At 70.5% G+C, this 14109-nt stretch carries 14 protein-coding genes; 6 read left to right on the forward strand and 8 right to left on the reverse strand.

Going from position 1 to position 14109, the window contains the following annotated elements; genetic code table 11:
• Positions 1-4: 4 nt before the first annotated feature.
• The 3 genes from L3i22_RS34745 (at position 5) to L3i22_RS34755 (ending at position 2606) form a co-directional block, all read left to right on the forward strand.
• The gene (locus tag L3i22_RS34745; protein ID WP_221321716.1) at positions 5-1189 is read left to right on the forward strand and encodes a Gfo/Idh/MocA family protein; all 1185 of its coding nucleotides are present in this window, start codon (positions 5-7) and stop codon (positions 1187-1189) included.
• Positions 1186-2190: a sugar phosphate isomerase/epimerase gene (locus L3i22_RS34750; RefSeq protein WP_221321717.1), complete on the forward strand. Its 1005-nt coding sequence runs from the start codon at positions 1186-1188 to the stop codon at positions 2188-2190. The genes L3i22_RS34745 and L3i22_RS34750 overlap by 4 nt, the downstream gene beginning before the upstream one ends.
• Positions 2191-2270: 80 nt before the next feature.
• Positions 2271-2606 carry a hypothetical protein gene (locus L3i22_RS34755; protein ID WP_221321718.1) on the forward strand — a complete coding sequence of 112 codons (336 nt, stop codon included), beginning with the start codon at positions 2271-2273 and terminating at the stop codon, positions 2604-2606.
• 5 nt (positions 2607-2611) lie between these two features.
• On the opposite strand, the gene L3i22_RS34760 is transcribed toward L3i22_RS34755, so the two are convergent.
• Together L3i22_RS34760 and L3i22_RS34765 are read right to left on the reverse strand one after the other, a co-directional pair.
• Positions 2612-3757 carry a cytochrome P450 gene (locus L3i22_RS34760; RefSeq protein ID WP_221321719.1) on the reverse strand — a complete coding sequence of 382 codons (1146 nt, stop codon included), beginning with the start codon at positions 3755-3757 and terminating at the stop codon, positions 2612-2614.
• 49 nt (positions 3758-3806) lie between these two features.
• The gene (locus L3i22_RS34765; RefSeq protein ID WP_221321720.1) at positions 3807-6053 is read right to left on the reverse strand and encodes a bifunctional diguanylate cyclase/phosphodiesterase; all 2247 of its coding nucleotides are present in this window, start codon (positions 6051-6053) and stop codon (positions 3807-3809) included.
• 93 nt (positions 6054-6146) lie between these two features.
• On the opposite strand from L3i22_RS34765, the gene L3i22_RS34770 reads away from it, so the two are divergent.
• From L3i22_RS34770 to L3i22_RS34780, 3 genes are read left to right on the forward strand one after another with little or no spacing between them, the layout of a single operon-like run.
• Positions 6147-6302, forward strand: coding sequence for a hypothetical protein (locus tag L3i22_RS34770; RefSeq protein WP_221321721.1), 156 nt, complete (start codon positions 6147-6149; stop codon positions 6300-6302).
• A gap of 51 nt (positions 6303-6353) precedes the next feature.
• Positions 6354-7421, forward strand: coding sequence for a multiple monosaccharide ABC transporter substrate-binding protein (gene chvE, locus L3i22_RS34775; protein ID WP_221321722.1), 1068 nt, complete (start codon positions 6354-6356; stop codon positions 7419-7421).
• 4 nt (positions 7422-7425) lie between these two features.
• A complete protein-coding gene (locus tag L3i22_RS34780; protein ID WP_221321723.1) occupies positions 7426-8997 on the forward strand; it encodes a methyl-accepting chemotaxis protein in 1572 nt (523 codons plus the stop codon).
• A 5-nt stretch (positions 8998-9002) separates the two neighbouring features.
• Here the strand turns inward: L3i22_RS34780 and L3i22_RS34785 are convergent, their stop codons facing one another.
• The 6 genes from L3i22_RS34785 to L3i22_RS34810 all read right to left on the reverse strand — a co-directional run bounded on the left by L3i22_RS34785 (position 9003) and on the right by L3i22_RS34810 (position 14075).
• Positions 9003-9833, reverse strand: a complete 831-nt coding sequence (locus L3i22_RS34785; RefSeq protein WP_221321724.1) for a hypothetical protein — start codon at positions 9831-9833, stop codon at positions 9003-9005.
• Entirely contained in the window at positions 9830-10321 is a 492-nt protein-coding gene (locus L3i22_RS34790; protein ID WP_221321725.1) for a hypothetical protein, read from the reverse strand. The genes L3i22_RS34785 and L3i22_RS34790 overlap by 4 nt, the downstream gene beginning before the upstream one ends.
• Positions 10322-10332: 11 nt before the next feature.
• A complete protein-coding gene (locus tag L3i22_RS34795; RefSeq protein ID WP_221321726.1) occupies positions 10333-11277 on the reverse strand; it encodes a hypothetical protein in 945 nt (314 codons plus the stop codon).
• Positions 11278-11297: 20 nt separating this feature from the next.
• Positions 11298-11660, reverse strand: a complete 363-nt coding sequence (locus L3i22_RS34800; protein ID WP_221321727.1) for a hypothetical protein — start codon at positions 11658-11660, stop codon at positions 11298-11300.
• A 142-nt stretch (positions 11661-11802) separates the two neighbouring features.
• A complete protein-coding gene (locus L3i22_RS34805) occupies positions 11803-12288 on the reverse strand; it encodes a hypothetical protein (RefSeq protein WP_370644266.1) in 486 nt (161 codons plus the stop codon).
• Between the two features lie 8 nt (positions 12289-12296).
• Entirely contained in the window at positions 12297-14075 is a 1779-nt protein-coding gene (locus tag L3i22_RS34810) for an Hsp70 family protein (RefSeq protein ID WP_221321729.1), read from the reverse strand.
• Between the last annotated feature and the right edge of the window lie 34 nt (positions 14076-14109).

Below are 14109 nucleotides of genomic sequence, written 5' to 3' on the forward strand. Positions count from 1 at the left end.
GCTCATGTCGGAACCGCTGCGGGTCGGCATGGTCGGCTACGCGTTCATGGGCGCCGCGCACTCGCAGGCGTGGCGCTCGGTCAACCACGTCTACGACCTGCCCATGCCGGTCCGGATGCAGGCGGTCAGCGGCCGGTCCGCGTCGGCGGTCGCCGCCGCCGCGGACCGGCTCGGCTGGGCCGATTCCACCGACGACTGGCGCACGCTGATCGGCCGCGACGACATCGATCTGATCGACATCTGCGCGCCGGGCGACGTGCACGCCGAGATCGCGATCGCGGCGCTGGCCGCCGGCAAGCACGTGCTCTGCGAGAAACCCCTGGCCAATTCGGTGGCCGAGGCCCGCAAGATGGTCACGGCCGCGGCCGCCGCAAGAGATTCCGGCGTACGGGCGATGTGCGGCTTCAACTACCGTCGCGTCCCCGCGGTCGCGCTGATGCGGCAGATGATCGCGGCCGGCCGGCTCGGCACGATCCGGCACGTCCGCGCGTCGTACCTCCAGGACTGGATCGTGGATCCGGAGTTCCCGCTGGTCTGGCGGCTGCGCCGGGAGGTGGCCGGCTCCGGGGCGCTGGGCGACATCGGCGCGCACATCGTCGACCTGACCCAGTTCGTGACCGGCTTGTCGATCTCCTCGGTGTGCGCGCTGACCGAGACGTTCGTCAAGTCCCGCCCGCTGCCCACCGAGTCCGCCGGGCTGTCCGCGGCCGCGTCCTCCCCGGAGCACGGCGAGGTCACCGTCGACGACGCCGTGCTGTTCCTGGCCCGGCTGGGCGACGGGGTGGTCGGCACCTACGAGGCGACCCGGTTCGCCACCGGCCGCAAGAACGGCCTGCACGTGGAGATCAACGGCTCGCTGGGGACGCTGGTCTTCGACTTCGAGCGGATGAACGAGCTGCAGTTCTACTCGCTCGATCAGCCGGTGGAGGAGCAGGGCTTCACCCGGATCCTGGTGACCGAGCCGACCCATCCGTACATGGCGGCGTGGTGGCCGCCGGGGCACCTGATCGGCTACGAGCACACGTTCACCCACCAGGCGCACGACCTGGTCCAGGCGATCGCCGCCGGCACCGACCCGACGCCGTCGTTCGCCGACGCCCTCCAGGTCCAGCTGGTCCTCGACGCGGTCGCGCGCTCCGCGGAGACCTCGTCGTGGGCCGTCGTTGAAACCTTCCAGGAGTATTCATGAGCCGCCCGGTAACGCTGTTCACCGGCCAGTGGGCCGACCTGCCGTTCGAGGAGGTCTGCCGGCTGGCCTCCGGCTGGGGTTACGACGGATTGGAGATCGCCTGCTGGGGCGATCATCTCGACGTCGCCCTGGGCGCCACCGACGACGCGTACGTCGCAGGCCGTTTATCGATCTTGGAAAAATACGGCCTCAAGGTGTTCGCCATCTCGAACCATCTGACCGGTCAGGCCGTCTGCGACGATCCGATCGATCAGCGCCATCAGGACATCCTCTCCCCCGCGATCTGGGGCGACGGTGATCCGGAGGGCGTCCGGCAGCGTGCCGCCGACGCGTTGAAGGACACCGCGCGCACCGCCGCCCGGCTCGGCGTGGACACGGTCGTCGGCTTCACCGGCTCGTCCATCTGGAAATACGTGGCGATGTTCCCGCCGGTGACCGCCGCCATGGTCGACGCCGGTTACCAGGACTTCGCCGACCGGTGGAACCCGATCCTCGACGTGTTCGACGAGGTCGGCGTGCGCTTCGCGCACGAGGTGCATCCTTCGGAGATCGCGTACGACTACTGGACCACCCGCCGCGCGCTGGACGCCATCGGCAACCGTCCCGCCTTCGGCCTGAACTGGGACCCGTCCCACTTCGTCTGGCAGGACCTGGACCCGGCCGGCTTCATCCTGGAGTTCGCCGGCCGGATCTACCACGTCGACTGCAAGGACGTGAAGCTTGCCGTCGGCAACGGCCGCAACGGCCGGCTCGGCTCGCACCTCCCGTGGGCTGACCTGCGGCGCGGCTGGGACTTCGTCTCCACCGGCCACGGCGACGTCCCGTGGGAACGCTGCTTCCGCGCGCTCAACTCGATCGGTTACACCGGCCCGATCTCGGTCGAGTGGGAGGACGCCGGCATGGACCGTCTCGTCGGCGCCCCGTCGGCGCTGGAATTCGTTCGCAGGAACCTGTTCGACGCCCCGTCGGCCGCCTTCGACGCCGCCTTCAGCAGCCGCTGACGGCTACCGTTGATCCCGGCGGCGAGCCCGACCGCCGGGATCCGCGTAACCTCCGGGGCCCCTCACCAGTAATAACCGTTGTGTCAGGTCAAATCCTTCGCAACGTCGCCTTCCCGTTCCCGGACGCTCGTTTCCCCGACCGCCTCGGCGTCGTGGTCCAGCGAACCGTCCTCGAAGGCCGTGAGCCGGTCCGCGTCGTCATCCACGACGAGGAGAACGACTGGCTGGTCGGTGACGGCGTCACCGACCCGAACCTGCCGGGCGCCACCGTGCTGGCCTGCATCAGCCAGATCGCCGCCGCCGACCCGGCCGTCGCCGACCTGGCCACCCTGCCGGTCGGCCACGCGGCGACCCGGGACCACCCGGACAAGCCCTGGACCGTCACCCCGCACGAGTGGCCCGACGACGACCACTGACCCGGTCAGCGCCCCGGGGTCGCGGACAGGTGGACCGGCAGCTCCAGCAGGCCGTGCATCAGCAGGCCGGTCCGCCAGCGCAGCTCCTCCGGGGGCACGGCGAGGTGGGTCTCCGGGAAGCGGGCCAGCAGCCGGGTCAGCGCGACCCGGGCCTCCAGCCGGGCCAGTGGGGCGCCCAGGCAGAAGTGGATGCCGTGCCCGAACGCCAGGTGCCCGCCGTCGTGCCGGTTCAGGTCGAAGTCGTCCGGGGCGGTGAAGCGGGACTCGTCGCGGTTCGCCGACAGCAGCGAGACGAGGACCTGCTCGCCGGCCGGGATCGTGGTGCCGCCGACGGTCAGCGGACTCGTCGTGACCCGGTAGGTCGTGGTCGCCGACGGCCCGGCCAGGCGCAGGGTCTCCTCGACCGCGACGGGCACCAGCGCCGGGTCGTCGAGCAGGCGCTGCTTCTGGGCCGGCCAGCGGCACAGCAGGTAGACCGCGTTCCCGATCAGGTTCACCGTCGTCTCGTGCCCGGCCACCAGCAGCAGGATCGCCATCGAGACCAGCTCGTCCGAGGAGAGGACGTCCGCGGATTCGGCGCCGACCAGCGCGCCGAGCAGGTCGTCGGACCGGTCGGCCCGCTTCCGGTCGAGCAGCTCCCGCAGGTAGTCCACGATCGACTCGATCGCCAGGGTGAACGCGTCGGTCCCGAACTCCCCCAGGATGATGGTGTTCGACCACGCCCGGAACGGACCCCGCTCGTCCGCGGGGATCCCGAGCAGCTCGCAGATCACCTCGAACGGCAGCGGAAACGCCAGCCCGTCGATCAGGTCGCCGTCGGTCAGCCCGTCGAGCAGCCGGTCGGTCAGGAGAACGATCCGCGGCTCCAACTCGGCGATCCGCCGGGCGGTGAACGCCGCCGACACCAGTTTGCGCAGCCGGGTATGCACGGGCGGATCCTGGAGCAGCATCTGGGTCGACATCGCGGCCCGCAACGCCGGTGGCAGCCCGTCGACCGGTTGTCGTTTCGACAGCGACGGCTCGGTGAGCACCTGCCGAGCCTCGTCCCACCGGGTCACCATCCAGAACGGAATCCCGGCCTCGGACTCCACCCGATGCACCGGACCGGCCTGCCGCAAGCGCCCGAGCGCCGCATGATCGAACAGAACCATCGCGCACCTCCCGCCCATGACCATATCGACGGGTGAAAATGGCGAACCGTCAGGCGGCGACGGCGGCGATCTGCTGGGAGCGCAGCCACGCCGTGGTGATCGTGGCGTCGTGCGGGCGGGCGATGCCGTAGCCCTGGGCCAGGTCGCAGCCGTACTCGTGCAGTTTGGCCAGGGTGGCCGCGTCCTCGACACCCTCCGCGATGATCCGCATGCCGAGGCTGTGCGCGAGTTGGACGGTGCTGTGCACGATCGCGGCGCTGCGCGGGTCGGTGGTGCAGCGGGACACGAACGCGCGGTCGAGTTTCAGGTCGTCGACCGGGAGCAGCTGCAGGTAGCTGAGGCTCGAGTAGCCGGTGCCGTAGTCGTCGACGGCGAGTTTGTGGCCCATCGCGCGGAGCCGGCCGAGCTGCGCCAGCGCGTGATCAGCATCGGTCATCAGGACGCTCTCGGTGACCTCCAGCTCGAGCGCGTGCGGCGGCAGCCCGTACCTCGCCAGGAGCTCCTCGACCTGCGCTGGGAAGGTCGGATCCCGCAGGTCCGACACCGAGAGGTTGACCGCTATCGACACCGCCAGGCCCTCGTCGCGCCAGGCCCGGCTCTGCCGGCAGGCCAGGTCCAGCACCGCGGCGGTGATGTGCCGCATCAGGTCCGCGCTCTCCGCCGTGTACAGGAACATGTCCGGATAGATCAGCCCGCGCTCCGGGTGCTGCCACCGGACCAGGGCTTCCACCCCGGCGACCTGGTGCCCCGGCGCCACCGCGACCTTCGGCTGGTAGTGCAGCACCAGCTCGCCGCGCCCGAGACCGGTGCGCAACTCCTCGAGCATGGTCAGCCGGGCCCGCGCCTGGTCGTCCAGGCCGGTCGCGAACGTCAGGCCCTCGTGACCGTTCTTGGCCGCGTACATCGCGACGTCCGCCCGGCGCAGCAGGGTGGGCCGGTCGGCGCCGTCGTCGGGGCAGACCGCGACGCCGACGCTCGCGTCGACATGCAGATCAACTTCGGGCAAGGCAAAAGGCTCCCTGAGCGTACGGAGGATCCCCTCGACAACCGCACCCGCCCCGCCCGCATCCCGCCCCGGCATGATCATCCCGAATTCGTCGCCGCCGAGCCGGGCCAGCAGCACGTCGTCGGGCAGCGCCGCGCGCAGCCGCTCGCCGACCATCCGCAGCAGGCTGTCCCCGACGTCGTGCCCGAAGCTGTCGTTGACCTCCTTGAACCGGTCCAGGTCGACGAACGCGACGGCGAGCGGGCAGACGGCCGGCAGCGACCGGTCCAGCACCTCGACGAACCGGCGCCGGTTGGCCAGCCCGGTCAGGTCGTCGGTGCGGGCCTGGCGGCGGGCCGTGCCGAGCGCCTCCGCGCTGCGCACGCTGAGGATCATGCGCAGCAGGGCGGCGGCGACCGCGATCCCGGCGAGGAAGCTGCTGACGTCGGGGACGGTGTGGTCGCTGATCGACTCGTAGACGAGCAGCGCCAGGCAGAGCAGGGCCAGCCCGGACGGCACCGCGGTGCTCACCCACACGCTGGGGACGTCGCCGGCGACCGGGCGTTCCCGGGCCGGCAGCCCAGCGGCGAGCGCGAGCAGGGCCAGCCCGATGGTCCAGGTCAGTTCGAGCATGGCCGGCCACGGGTCGGTGCCCTGCCAGATCAGCACCATGCTGAACGCGTCCCCGGTCGCGAACAGCCCCATCCCGGCGATCAGCAGCACCAGCGTCCGGTCGGCGCGCCACCCGCACAGCGCCCACGCGCCGAGCAGGCAGCCGGCCACCACGATGTCGGAGACCGGATACGCCGCGTTGACCACCACGCCGGTCAGGGTGGCCTGCGGCGACGGCTCGACGGTGGCCAGGATCGGGATCGAGACCAGCGCCGACACCGCACCGGCCGCGATCACCCCGTCCAGCCAGGCCGCCACGCCGAGCCGGGTCAGCCGCCGGCGCAGCAGCAGCACGAGCGCGGTCGCGAAGCACGGGTAGAACATCAGCCACAGCGCGTCGGCCGCGGTGACCAGCGGTTCCGGGTCGAGCTGACGGATCCGGAAGTACCAGTAGAGGTTGCCGGCGGCGTAGGACAGCATCCCCGCGGCAAGGAAACCCCAGGCCATCCGGTCCGGGCCGGGCGTGCGGGCGACCCGGACCGCGACCAGCACCCCGGGCAGCGGATAGGCCAGGTTCGCGACCACGCCGGCCAGCACCCCGTCAGCGAGCGCGACCGCCCCGGTGTCGTTGAGCGTGACGATGACCGCCTGGACAAGCAGCAGCCCGCCCAGGATCCACCACGCCGCCGACCGTCGCATATCCGCAGTATCGGGACCCACACCCCGATCTTGAGACGGATTCGCACCGGATCGGTGACTCAATGGCCCGGTCCCCCTGCCGACCGTGCTGTCGTGGACATCGCTGACCTGGACATCGCCGCCTTCACCTCCGCCTGGTACGTCCGTCACCCGGACGGCTCGCTGAGCGCGATCGCCGTGCCGAGCGCGGGCACCCGGGACCGGAAGGCCACCCTTCCCAAGAAGGTTGTGGCCGAAGGTCCGGAATAGCCCTCATCACCCACCCCCGAAGGCCGATCATGGGGAGCGAGGGGGTGCGCCATGCGCTGGATCGTCGCCGCGTCGATGGTGCTGGTCACGGCCGCCGGCTGCAGCAGCAGTGCCGACGAGACGGCCGTCGTGCAGCCGGATCGGGGCACCATCGGCATCGCCATGCCGACCACCAAGTCGGCCCGCTGGGTCGGCGACGGCAAGAGTATCGAGCAGCAGTTCCAGCTGCTCGGCTACAAGACCGACCTGCAGTACGCCGAGGACGACGTCGACAAGCAGATCAGCCAGATCAAAGCCATGCTCAGCGGCGGCGAGAAGGCCCTGGTGGTCGGCGCGATCGACGGGACCGCGCTCAAGGACGTGCTGGCCAGCGCCGCCACCGCCAAGGTTCCGGTGATCTCCTACGACCGGCTGATCCGGGACACCCCGAACATCACCTACTACGCCACCTTCGACAACTTCAAGGTCGGCGTGCTCCAGGCGACCTCGATCGTCAAGGCGCTCAAATTGAACAGCACCGGGGGCAGCGACAACGTCGAACTGTTCGCCGGCTCGGCCGACGACAACAACGCGACGTTCTTCTTCAACGGGGCGATGAGCGTGCTCACCCCGTACCTCAAATCGGGTCGAATCAAAATTGCCTCCGGCGAGACCGCTTTCAAGACAGTGGCGACGCTGCGCTGGGACGGCGCGGTCGCCAAGAAACGCATGCAGCGCCTGCTCGCCGGGCCGCTTCGCGGAAAAACACTGAATGCGGTGCTGTCACCGTACGACGGATTGAGCCGCGGCATCCTCGAAGCGATCCAGGAAGCCGGTTACAAGAAGATGCCCGTGATCACCGGCCAGGACGCCGAGCTGGACTCGGTGAAACTGATCGCCGCGGGCACCCAGACCGAGACCGTCTACAAGGACACCCGCGAGCTCGCCAAGGTGGCCGTGCAGATGACGAACTCCCTGCTGCTCGGCGGGGTGCCCGAGGTCAACGACGAGAAGCAGTACGACAACGGCGTCAAAGTGGTCCCGACGTTCCTGCTCCAGCCGGTGAACGTGGACCGCACCAACTACAAACGGGTGCTGATCGACGGCGGCTACTACACCGCCGACCAGCTGGCGGGATGAACCGATGATCCAGCGCTTCCTCGACCTCTCGGTCCGCACCAAGCTGACCGTCCTGGTCGCCGCCAGCCTCGCGGCGCTGGCCATCTGTCTCGGCGTGACCGTGGTCAACAGCAACACCGCCGACAACACCGCCCGCGACCTGGAGAACCTGAACACCGCCAGCGCCCTGGTCCTGCAGCTGGACCGCGAGGCCAGCGAGATGCGCGCCAACGGCATCCAGTCGATCGTCCGCAGCGACCCGGCCAAGCAGGCCGAACTGCTCAAGGAGCGGGTCGCCTCGGCCGACGCGCTGCTGGCCAAGCTGGCCGGGATCGCCCTGCCCAGCGGACTCGACGCGGCGGTCGGCCGGATCAAGGACGTGACCGCCGACTACACCGCGACGCTGACCCGGTTCGTCGCCTCGGCCGCCGTCGACCAGGCCGGCGCCCGGCTCGCCTGGGAGCAGGTCGGCGTCGACAACTACCTGATGAGCGCGGTGCTGGCGAACGAGCGGGCGCTGTTCCTGGACACCGTCGCCCGGGCCAACAAGAACGCCGGCGATCGCCGGGCCGCCGCCGAGCACATCCTCTGGCTGGCCGTCGCGGTCGCCACGATCGCCGTCATCGTGCTGGCCAACCTGATCGTCCGGTCGATCACCCGGCCGCTGCAGCGGGTCCGGACCGCGCTGCAGGCGATGGCCGGCGGCGACCTGACCGTCGCCGCCGACGTCCGCGGCCAGGACGAGGTCGGCCAGATGGCCCGCGCGCTCGACGAGGCGCAGGCCAACACCCGCCGGGTGGTCTCCTCGGTGGCCGGCTCCGCGCAGGCCGTCGCGGCCGCCGCCGAGCAGCTCACCGCCACCGCCAGCACCATGTCGCTCTCCGCCGAGCAGGCCTCCGCCCAGGCGCAGACCGCGTCGGCCGCCGCCAGCAGCGTCAACGACAACGTCTCGAACGTCGCCCAGGGCACCGACCAGATGGGCGTCTCGATCCGCGACATCGCCCACAACGCCACCGAGGCCGCCCGCGTCGCCGCCCAGGCCGTCGCGGTCGCCGACGCCACCACCGCCCAGGTCGGCAAGCTCGGCGAGTCCTCGGCCGAGATCGCCACGGTGATCAAGGTGATCACCAGCATCGCCGAGCAGACCAACCTGCTCGCCCTGAACGCCACCATCGAGGCGGCCCGCGCCGGCGAACTCGGCAAGGGCTTCGCGGTCGTCGCCGGCGAGGTCAAGGAACTCGCCCAGGAGACGGCCCGCGCCACCGACGACATCTCCCGCCGCGTCCAGGCCATCCAGGCCGACACGGCCGGCGCGGTCAGCGCGATCGGCGAGATCACCTCGGTCATCGCCAGCATCAACGAGTTCCAGGCGACAATCGCGACCGCGGTCGCCGAACAGACCTCGACCACCGAGCAGATGAGCCGCAACGTGGCCCTGGCCGCCGCCGGCGCCGGCGACATCGCCGCCAACATCACCGGCCTGGCCACGGCGACCCAGGTGAGCACGGAGGGGATCGCCCAGTCCCAGCAGGCGGTGACCGAACTGAGCACGATGGCCAACAACCTGCAGACCCTGGTCAGCCACTTCCGCTACTGACCCACTCAGTTCACCGCCTGATCCGGCCCCGGGTCGGCGGAGGCCGGCCCGGTCACGTCGCAGAACACGGTCGCCTGGGTCCGCCCGAGGTCAGCCCCCGCCGGAACGGACGGGAACGACAAGATCTCGCGGTGGCTCGTCGGCGTCCGGCACAGTCCCGCCTTGCTGTACAGGTCGAACGTGCCCCCGACAATCTTTCCCGCGGCATTGCGGAACACCAGGCTCACGCCGCGATCGACCAGGTCATGGCACGCGTCTGAGGTAGTCGTGACCGGGATGCCGCCCGTTTCCGCGGAGCCGGCCGCAGTGGCGTTGATCGCCGGGTAGGACGCGGTGTCCCCGGCCGGGATCCACTGGGTCCGGATCAGCTCGAGACCGGCCTTCGTGACCCGCGACCGGACGTTGGCGAAATCGCCGATCACGGCCCGTTGTCCCGGCCGGAGGATCGGGATCTCGAACATGTGCCGGTAGGTCTCCGCCTGGCCGATGCCGGCGCTGCCGTCGGCAGCGGTCGCGCGGAAGATCACCTGGGTCTGGTAGGCGACCTGCGTCGTCGCATTCTCCACGACCGCCCCGATCGTCACCTTGCTCGCGCCGTCGAACATCGTGAAACCGGCGTCGATCACCTTCAGCGTCCCGCTGCCGCCGGGTGGCGCCGTAATTGTCTGGCCACCGGTGCCCGCGATACCGATCGGCACCTGTCCCGGCGTTGGTGGCGCGGGAAACGGGCAGGACGCGGTGGCCGCCGGCTCGTCCTCCCGGCCACGAAGCATCACCCAGCCGCCGACCACGACCAGCGCCACGGCGATGATGACCGCGGGAATCCAACGTTTCACCCGTACACGCGCCCTTTCAACTCGATGATCTGCCGCGACTGATCGGCGATGAGACACACGACCGCCGTGCGCAGTCCCGCTCGGAAGTCATGTTCGCTCAGGAGGCGGACCGTACCGTCGGCCACCGAGACGCGCCACCGGCGCATCCCCTCCGTCGACACGGAGATCCGCCCGTCATCGGACTGCCCGGTCGCGGTGATCCGGTCACGTTCGCACGTGAAGCGGGTGTCCCGAACCGGGTCGTCCACAAACTCGAAGATGCCCAATTCGCTGCGAATGGCGCGCTGCTCGCGGAGATATTCCACCCAGAGAAGTTGGGCGATCTGTCCGAGACGACGTTCGAGCTCGGAATCGGCGACCGATCCGTAGAAGCCGGAGGAGAAGTGGATGTCGACGTCACCACGTCCACGAATCTCACCGTGCACACCACCACCCGGCGCGGAGGCATGGACCAGCACACGATCCAGCCGAGCGGACAACTCGCCCACGACCCACCTCCTCAGCTCGCGAAACCCAGATAGTCCTGATCGGTGATGTTCCACCGGTTCGCGTTCGCGAGCAGCGGCGACGGTGGCACATAGGAGCTCCGCTGATCGGTCACGACCGCGACCGCCGAGTCGAGGACCCGGGCGATCTTGTGTTCCTGTTCGTTGATCCGGGTGTAGAGCTCGGCGATCGCCTGTTCCACCGCAGTGATCACCCCGTAGGCAGTCGGTGCCGGAAACGCCACATACCGCTCCGGATCCTCGGGCAGCAGTGTCGCGCCGACGGAGGCGGCGCCGTCGGTCACCGCCAGTCCGACCGCGAGACTGGTGCCCAGCGGCGACAGCGGAACGGCGGCGATCGTCGCGAAAGCCGCGACGGTTGTCAGGACCGTGGTCAGGCTGTCCTTCCCGCACCAGCCCGGCATGTTCCGTAACGTGTCGATCGCGTCGTTCAGAATGCGAGTGATGTCGGTGCGGGCTCCACGCCAGATGCCCTGTTCGAGTTCGATCAACTTGATCGCGAAGACGATCGCGTTGTACGTGCTCGCGAGCTGTGTCGGCATCGGATCCAGGTAGTTCCGCTTGAACTCACGAGCCGCCGCGCCACTCCAACTCCCGAGGTGGGAGCTGACCGTGGTCGCTCGAGAGAAGTCCAGGTCCGCCGGCTTCAGCCCGATCTGGGGATCAGCCGTGCTCTGGGTCGAGGTCAAGCCCCTGGCCGCTTGTCGCAGCCAGTCGAGCAACAGATCGAAATCATCAGGTGCCGGCATGGACGACATGAACGGCCAGAACATATTGTGCACGCCCGCGAACATCGCCTCGATCGTGACTTTGTCGGCCCGCTGTTGAGCGGAATGACTCGTCTCGTCGGGCGGGATCGCCGCCTGCATGCAGGCGGTCTCGATCGCAAGCTCCCGCAATTCGGCCACACCGAGCGGCAGGGTCTCATAGGTCCACATCCATTGAGGCGCGCCCATGGTCAGAATTCACCTCGCCCCGGATCCCGCCGGATGGCTCTCAACTCTTCCGCAGCGCGCTCGTCGGCCTCCCCGTATACCTGAGAGGCCAGTTTCAGGGCATCTCCGGCGGCGCGAAGGTTCGCGCCGCCGTCGCGGAGCAGCTCCGCGAGTGTTTCGCGCAGATTCCGGAACGAGTGATAGACCGGACCGGTGTCACCGCTGTGGAACTCGGCCGGCCGCCTGAAGCAGGTGTCCAGCTGCTCCGACTGATGCAGGTCGTTCCGCGCCAGGTCGAACTGCCCCGCCAGCACGGGAAGGTCTTTGTCGCCGGCCAGCCACAAATGGTAGAGCTCGACGCCCAGTTCCTCGTGCTCCTTCGGCATTCCGACCCCCGTGATCTACTCCCCCGGTGCTGGCGCATTCACCCGAGTGAACGCCCCTGACCGGGAACCGGTTCACCTCAGCGCGTTGCGCTGGGTCGAGACCGTTCGCGAGCAGGTCCGGCGGGCCGGGTGTGGTGCCCGGTCAGGTGTTGATCAGGAGCCAGGAGCGGACGGCGGCGAAGTCGGCTTCGGTCAGGCCGGTGAACGGGTGGACGCGGCGGAGCAGGGCGCGGCCCGGATGGTGGGTGGCGATCCACCGCTGATCGGCCTCGGTCACCTCGTCGTCGAGCCAGACGAACGGGCGGCCGGCCGCCCACGCCACCAGAAAGCCGGTCTTCCAGTGCAGGTTCGGCAGCGGGTTCTCGTCCGGCCAGTCCACGACCGGCAACGGCGGCAGGCCCAGGCGCGGGCTGATCACCTCGTTGGCCTCGTCCATCCAGGTGGTGGCCCAGATCAGCTCGCCGCCGAGGGAGCGCAGGCGCGGGCCGTCCGCCGGGTCGATCCGGGACAGCAGGGGGTTTCCGCCGGCCGGCTCGCGGGGCACGCCCGGCACGACGCGGGAGCGCAGCGGGATCACCGTGCCGTCCACGTCGAGGAATATCAGGGCGCGAGCCGTCACCGGCCGCACCCTACCGGTCAGACGCGGACCAGGGCCAACAGTCGCTGGCCCCACCACACCGCGACGGCCAGGCCGATCCCGACGCCGAACACGCCGACCGCGCGCGGGTCGGCGATGAAGAAGCCGAAGACGCCGAGGACCACCGCGGAGATGCCCTGCAGCACCCGGATCCGGAACAGCAGCAGCGCGATGCCGACGCCGATCAGCGCCCCGCCGAGCCGGCTGGCCCACTCGAAGAGGCCGCCGAGCGAGACGGTCAGCGTGAACAGCACGCTGCCGACGCTCAGGATCAGCGACGCCACCAGCGGGAACTCCACGATGACCGGCGGGCTCAGGCGCCGGATCAGGACCGCGACCGCGGCGGCGAGCAGGGCGGCCGGCAGGACCGGCAGCAGCGCCCACTGCAGCGGCTCGCCGAACGGCGCGACCAGGTAGAGGCCGGCGGCGACCGCGTACAGCGCGGCCACGGTGACCCCGAACGCGTCGCCGGTCAGCAGCCCCGCCGACATCTGGCCGGCGCCGTCCCACCGGCCGCGCAGCCCGGCGTCGCGCGCGAGCGCCACCCCGATCCACGGGCCGGCGGCCAGGCACAGCACTAGCGCGAGCACGCCGGCGATGGCCAGTTCGCCCCAGCTGGACGCGGTCGCCCCGCGGGCGGTGAAGACGAAGTGGCCGAACAGCCCGACCGACGCCAGCCCGGGCAGCAGCAGTGCGAGCACCCGCAGGACGGTCAGTTGCGGGACTTTCGGCGCCGGTTCGGCGGCCGGCGCGGCCGCTCCCTCGGCCTCGGCGACGCCGAGCACGATCGCGGCGCCGGGCATCGTGGCCACCCGGATCGGCACGCCGAGCTGCTGTTCCAGGGCCCGGGGCACGGCCGGCATCGCGGCCGTCGCGCCGACCGCGTACACCTCGGCCAGGTCGGCGATCTCCACCGCGGCCGCCTTGAGCGCGTCCGCGGCGAGCTCCGCGACGCGCCGCAGGACGGGTTCGGCGGCGCGCTCGATCAGGGTCGTGCTGAGCACGACGGCCGCTCCGGGTGCGGGCAGCGGGACGGTCACGGCCGGCTGCTGGGAAACTGCTTCCTTGCCCGTACGGAGGACTGCCACGGTGCCCGCTGAGGCCCCTCGAAGAACCGCACCGACCCCGGCGTCCTGAGTGTTCAGCAGCATCGCGGCGAGCCGGTCGTCGACGGCCCGGCCACCGGTGTCCGGGTCGGCGACCGTCGCGAGCACCTCGGCGCCGCCGGGTTCGTCACGCAGCACGCTGGCCTCGACGGTCGCGCCGATGTCCAGCACGAGCACGAGCCGGCCGGGCGCCGACCGGCCGTTCTGGGTGGACAGCAGCGCGGCGACCGGCGCCTCGACCAGCTGCGGGCGGCCGAGCCCGGCCTGGTGCGCGACCAGGCGCAGCCAGGTCCGGCGGGCCGGGTCCCAGCCGGCCGGGACGCTCATCCGGACGTCGGCCGGCAGCACCCCGGCCATCCGTTCCGCCTCCGCGACGACCAGCTTCAGCGTGGCCACGACCAGGTCGGCGACCTCGACGGCCCGGCCCCGGACGCGGACCGTCCCGGTCCCCTCGGCCAGCGGCGCCACCACGAAGCCGTCCGGATCGTCCTCGGCCAGCCGCCACGCCGCCGCCCCCGCCGTGATCGTCCCGTCCTTGGCGACGTGCACGGCGCTGGACGGCTCGGTCGTCCCGTCGACGACGAGGGCCTGCCAGTGCCGTTCCGGCCAGGCGAGCACCGCACGGGTGCACGCGGTGCCGTAGTCGATCGCCAGTCGCGGCCCGGTCTGCATGGGCACAGTGAAACAGAAGATCACCGATTGGTCG

It is taken from the genome of Actinoplanes sp. L3-i22 (assembly GCF_019704555.1).
Taxonomy (GTDB): domain Bacteria; phylum Actinomycetota; class Actinomycetes; order Mycobacteriales; family Micromonosporaceae; genus Actinoplanes.

Coding starts and splice junctions, on each gene's coding strand:
- L3i22_RS34780 (WP_221321723.1), top strand. CDS start 7,426: ATGATCCAGCGCTTCCTCGACCTCTCGGTCCGCACCAAGCTGACCGTC.
- L3i22_RS34795 (WP_221321726.1), bottom strand. CDS start 11,277: ATGTGGACCTATGAGACCCTGCCGCTCGGTGTGGCCGAATTGCGGGAG.
- L3i22_RS34760 (WP_221321719.1), bottom strand. CDS start 3,757: ATGGTTCTGTTCGATCATGCGGCGCTCGGGCGCTTGCGGCAGGCCGGT.
- L3i22_RS34745 (WP_221321716.1), top strand. CDS start 5: ATGTCGGAACCGCTGCGGGTCGGCATGGTCGGCTACGCGTTCATGGGC.
- L3i22_RS34765 (WP_221321720.1), bottom strand. CDS start 6,053: ATGCGACGGTCGGCGGCGTGGTGGATCCTGGGCGGGCTGCTGCTTGTC.
- L3i22_RS34810 (WP_221321729.1), bottom strand. CDS start 14,075: ATGCAGACCGGGCCGCGACTGGCGATCGACTACGGCACCGCGTGCACC.
- L3i22_RS34750 (WP_221321717.1), top strand. CDS start 1,186: ATGAGCCGCCCGGTAACGCTGTTCACCGGCCAGTGGGCCGACCTGCCG.
- L3i22_RS34800 (WP_221321727.1), bottom strand. CDS start 11,660: ATGCCGAAGGAGCACGAGGAACTGGGCGTCGAGCTCTACCATTTGTGG.
- chvE (WP_221321722.1), top strand. CDS start 6,354: ATGCGCTGGATCGTCGCCGCGTCGATGGTGCTGGTCACGGCCGCCGGC.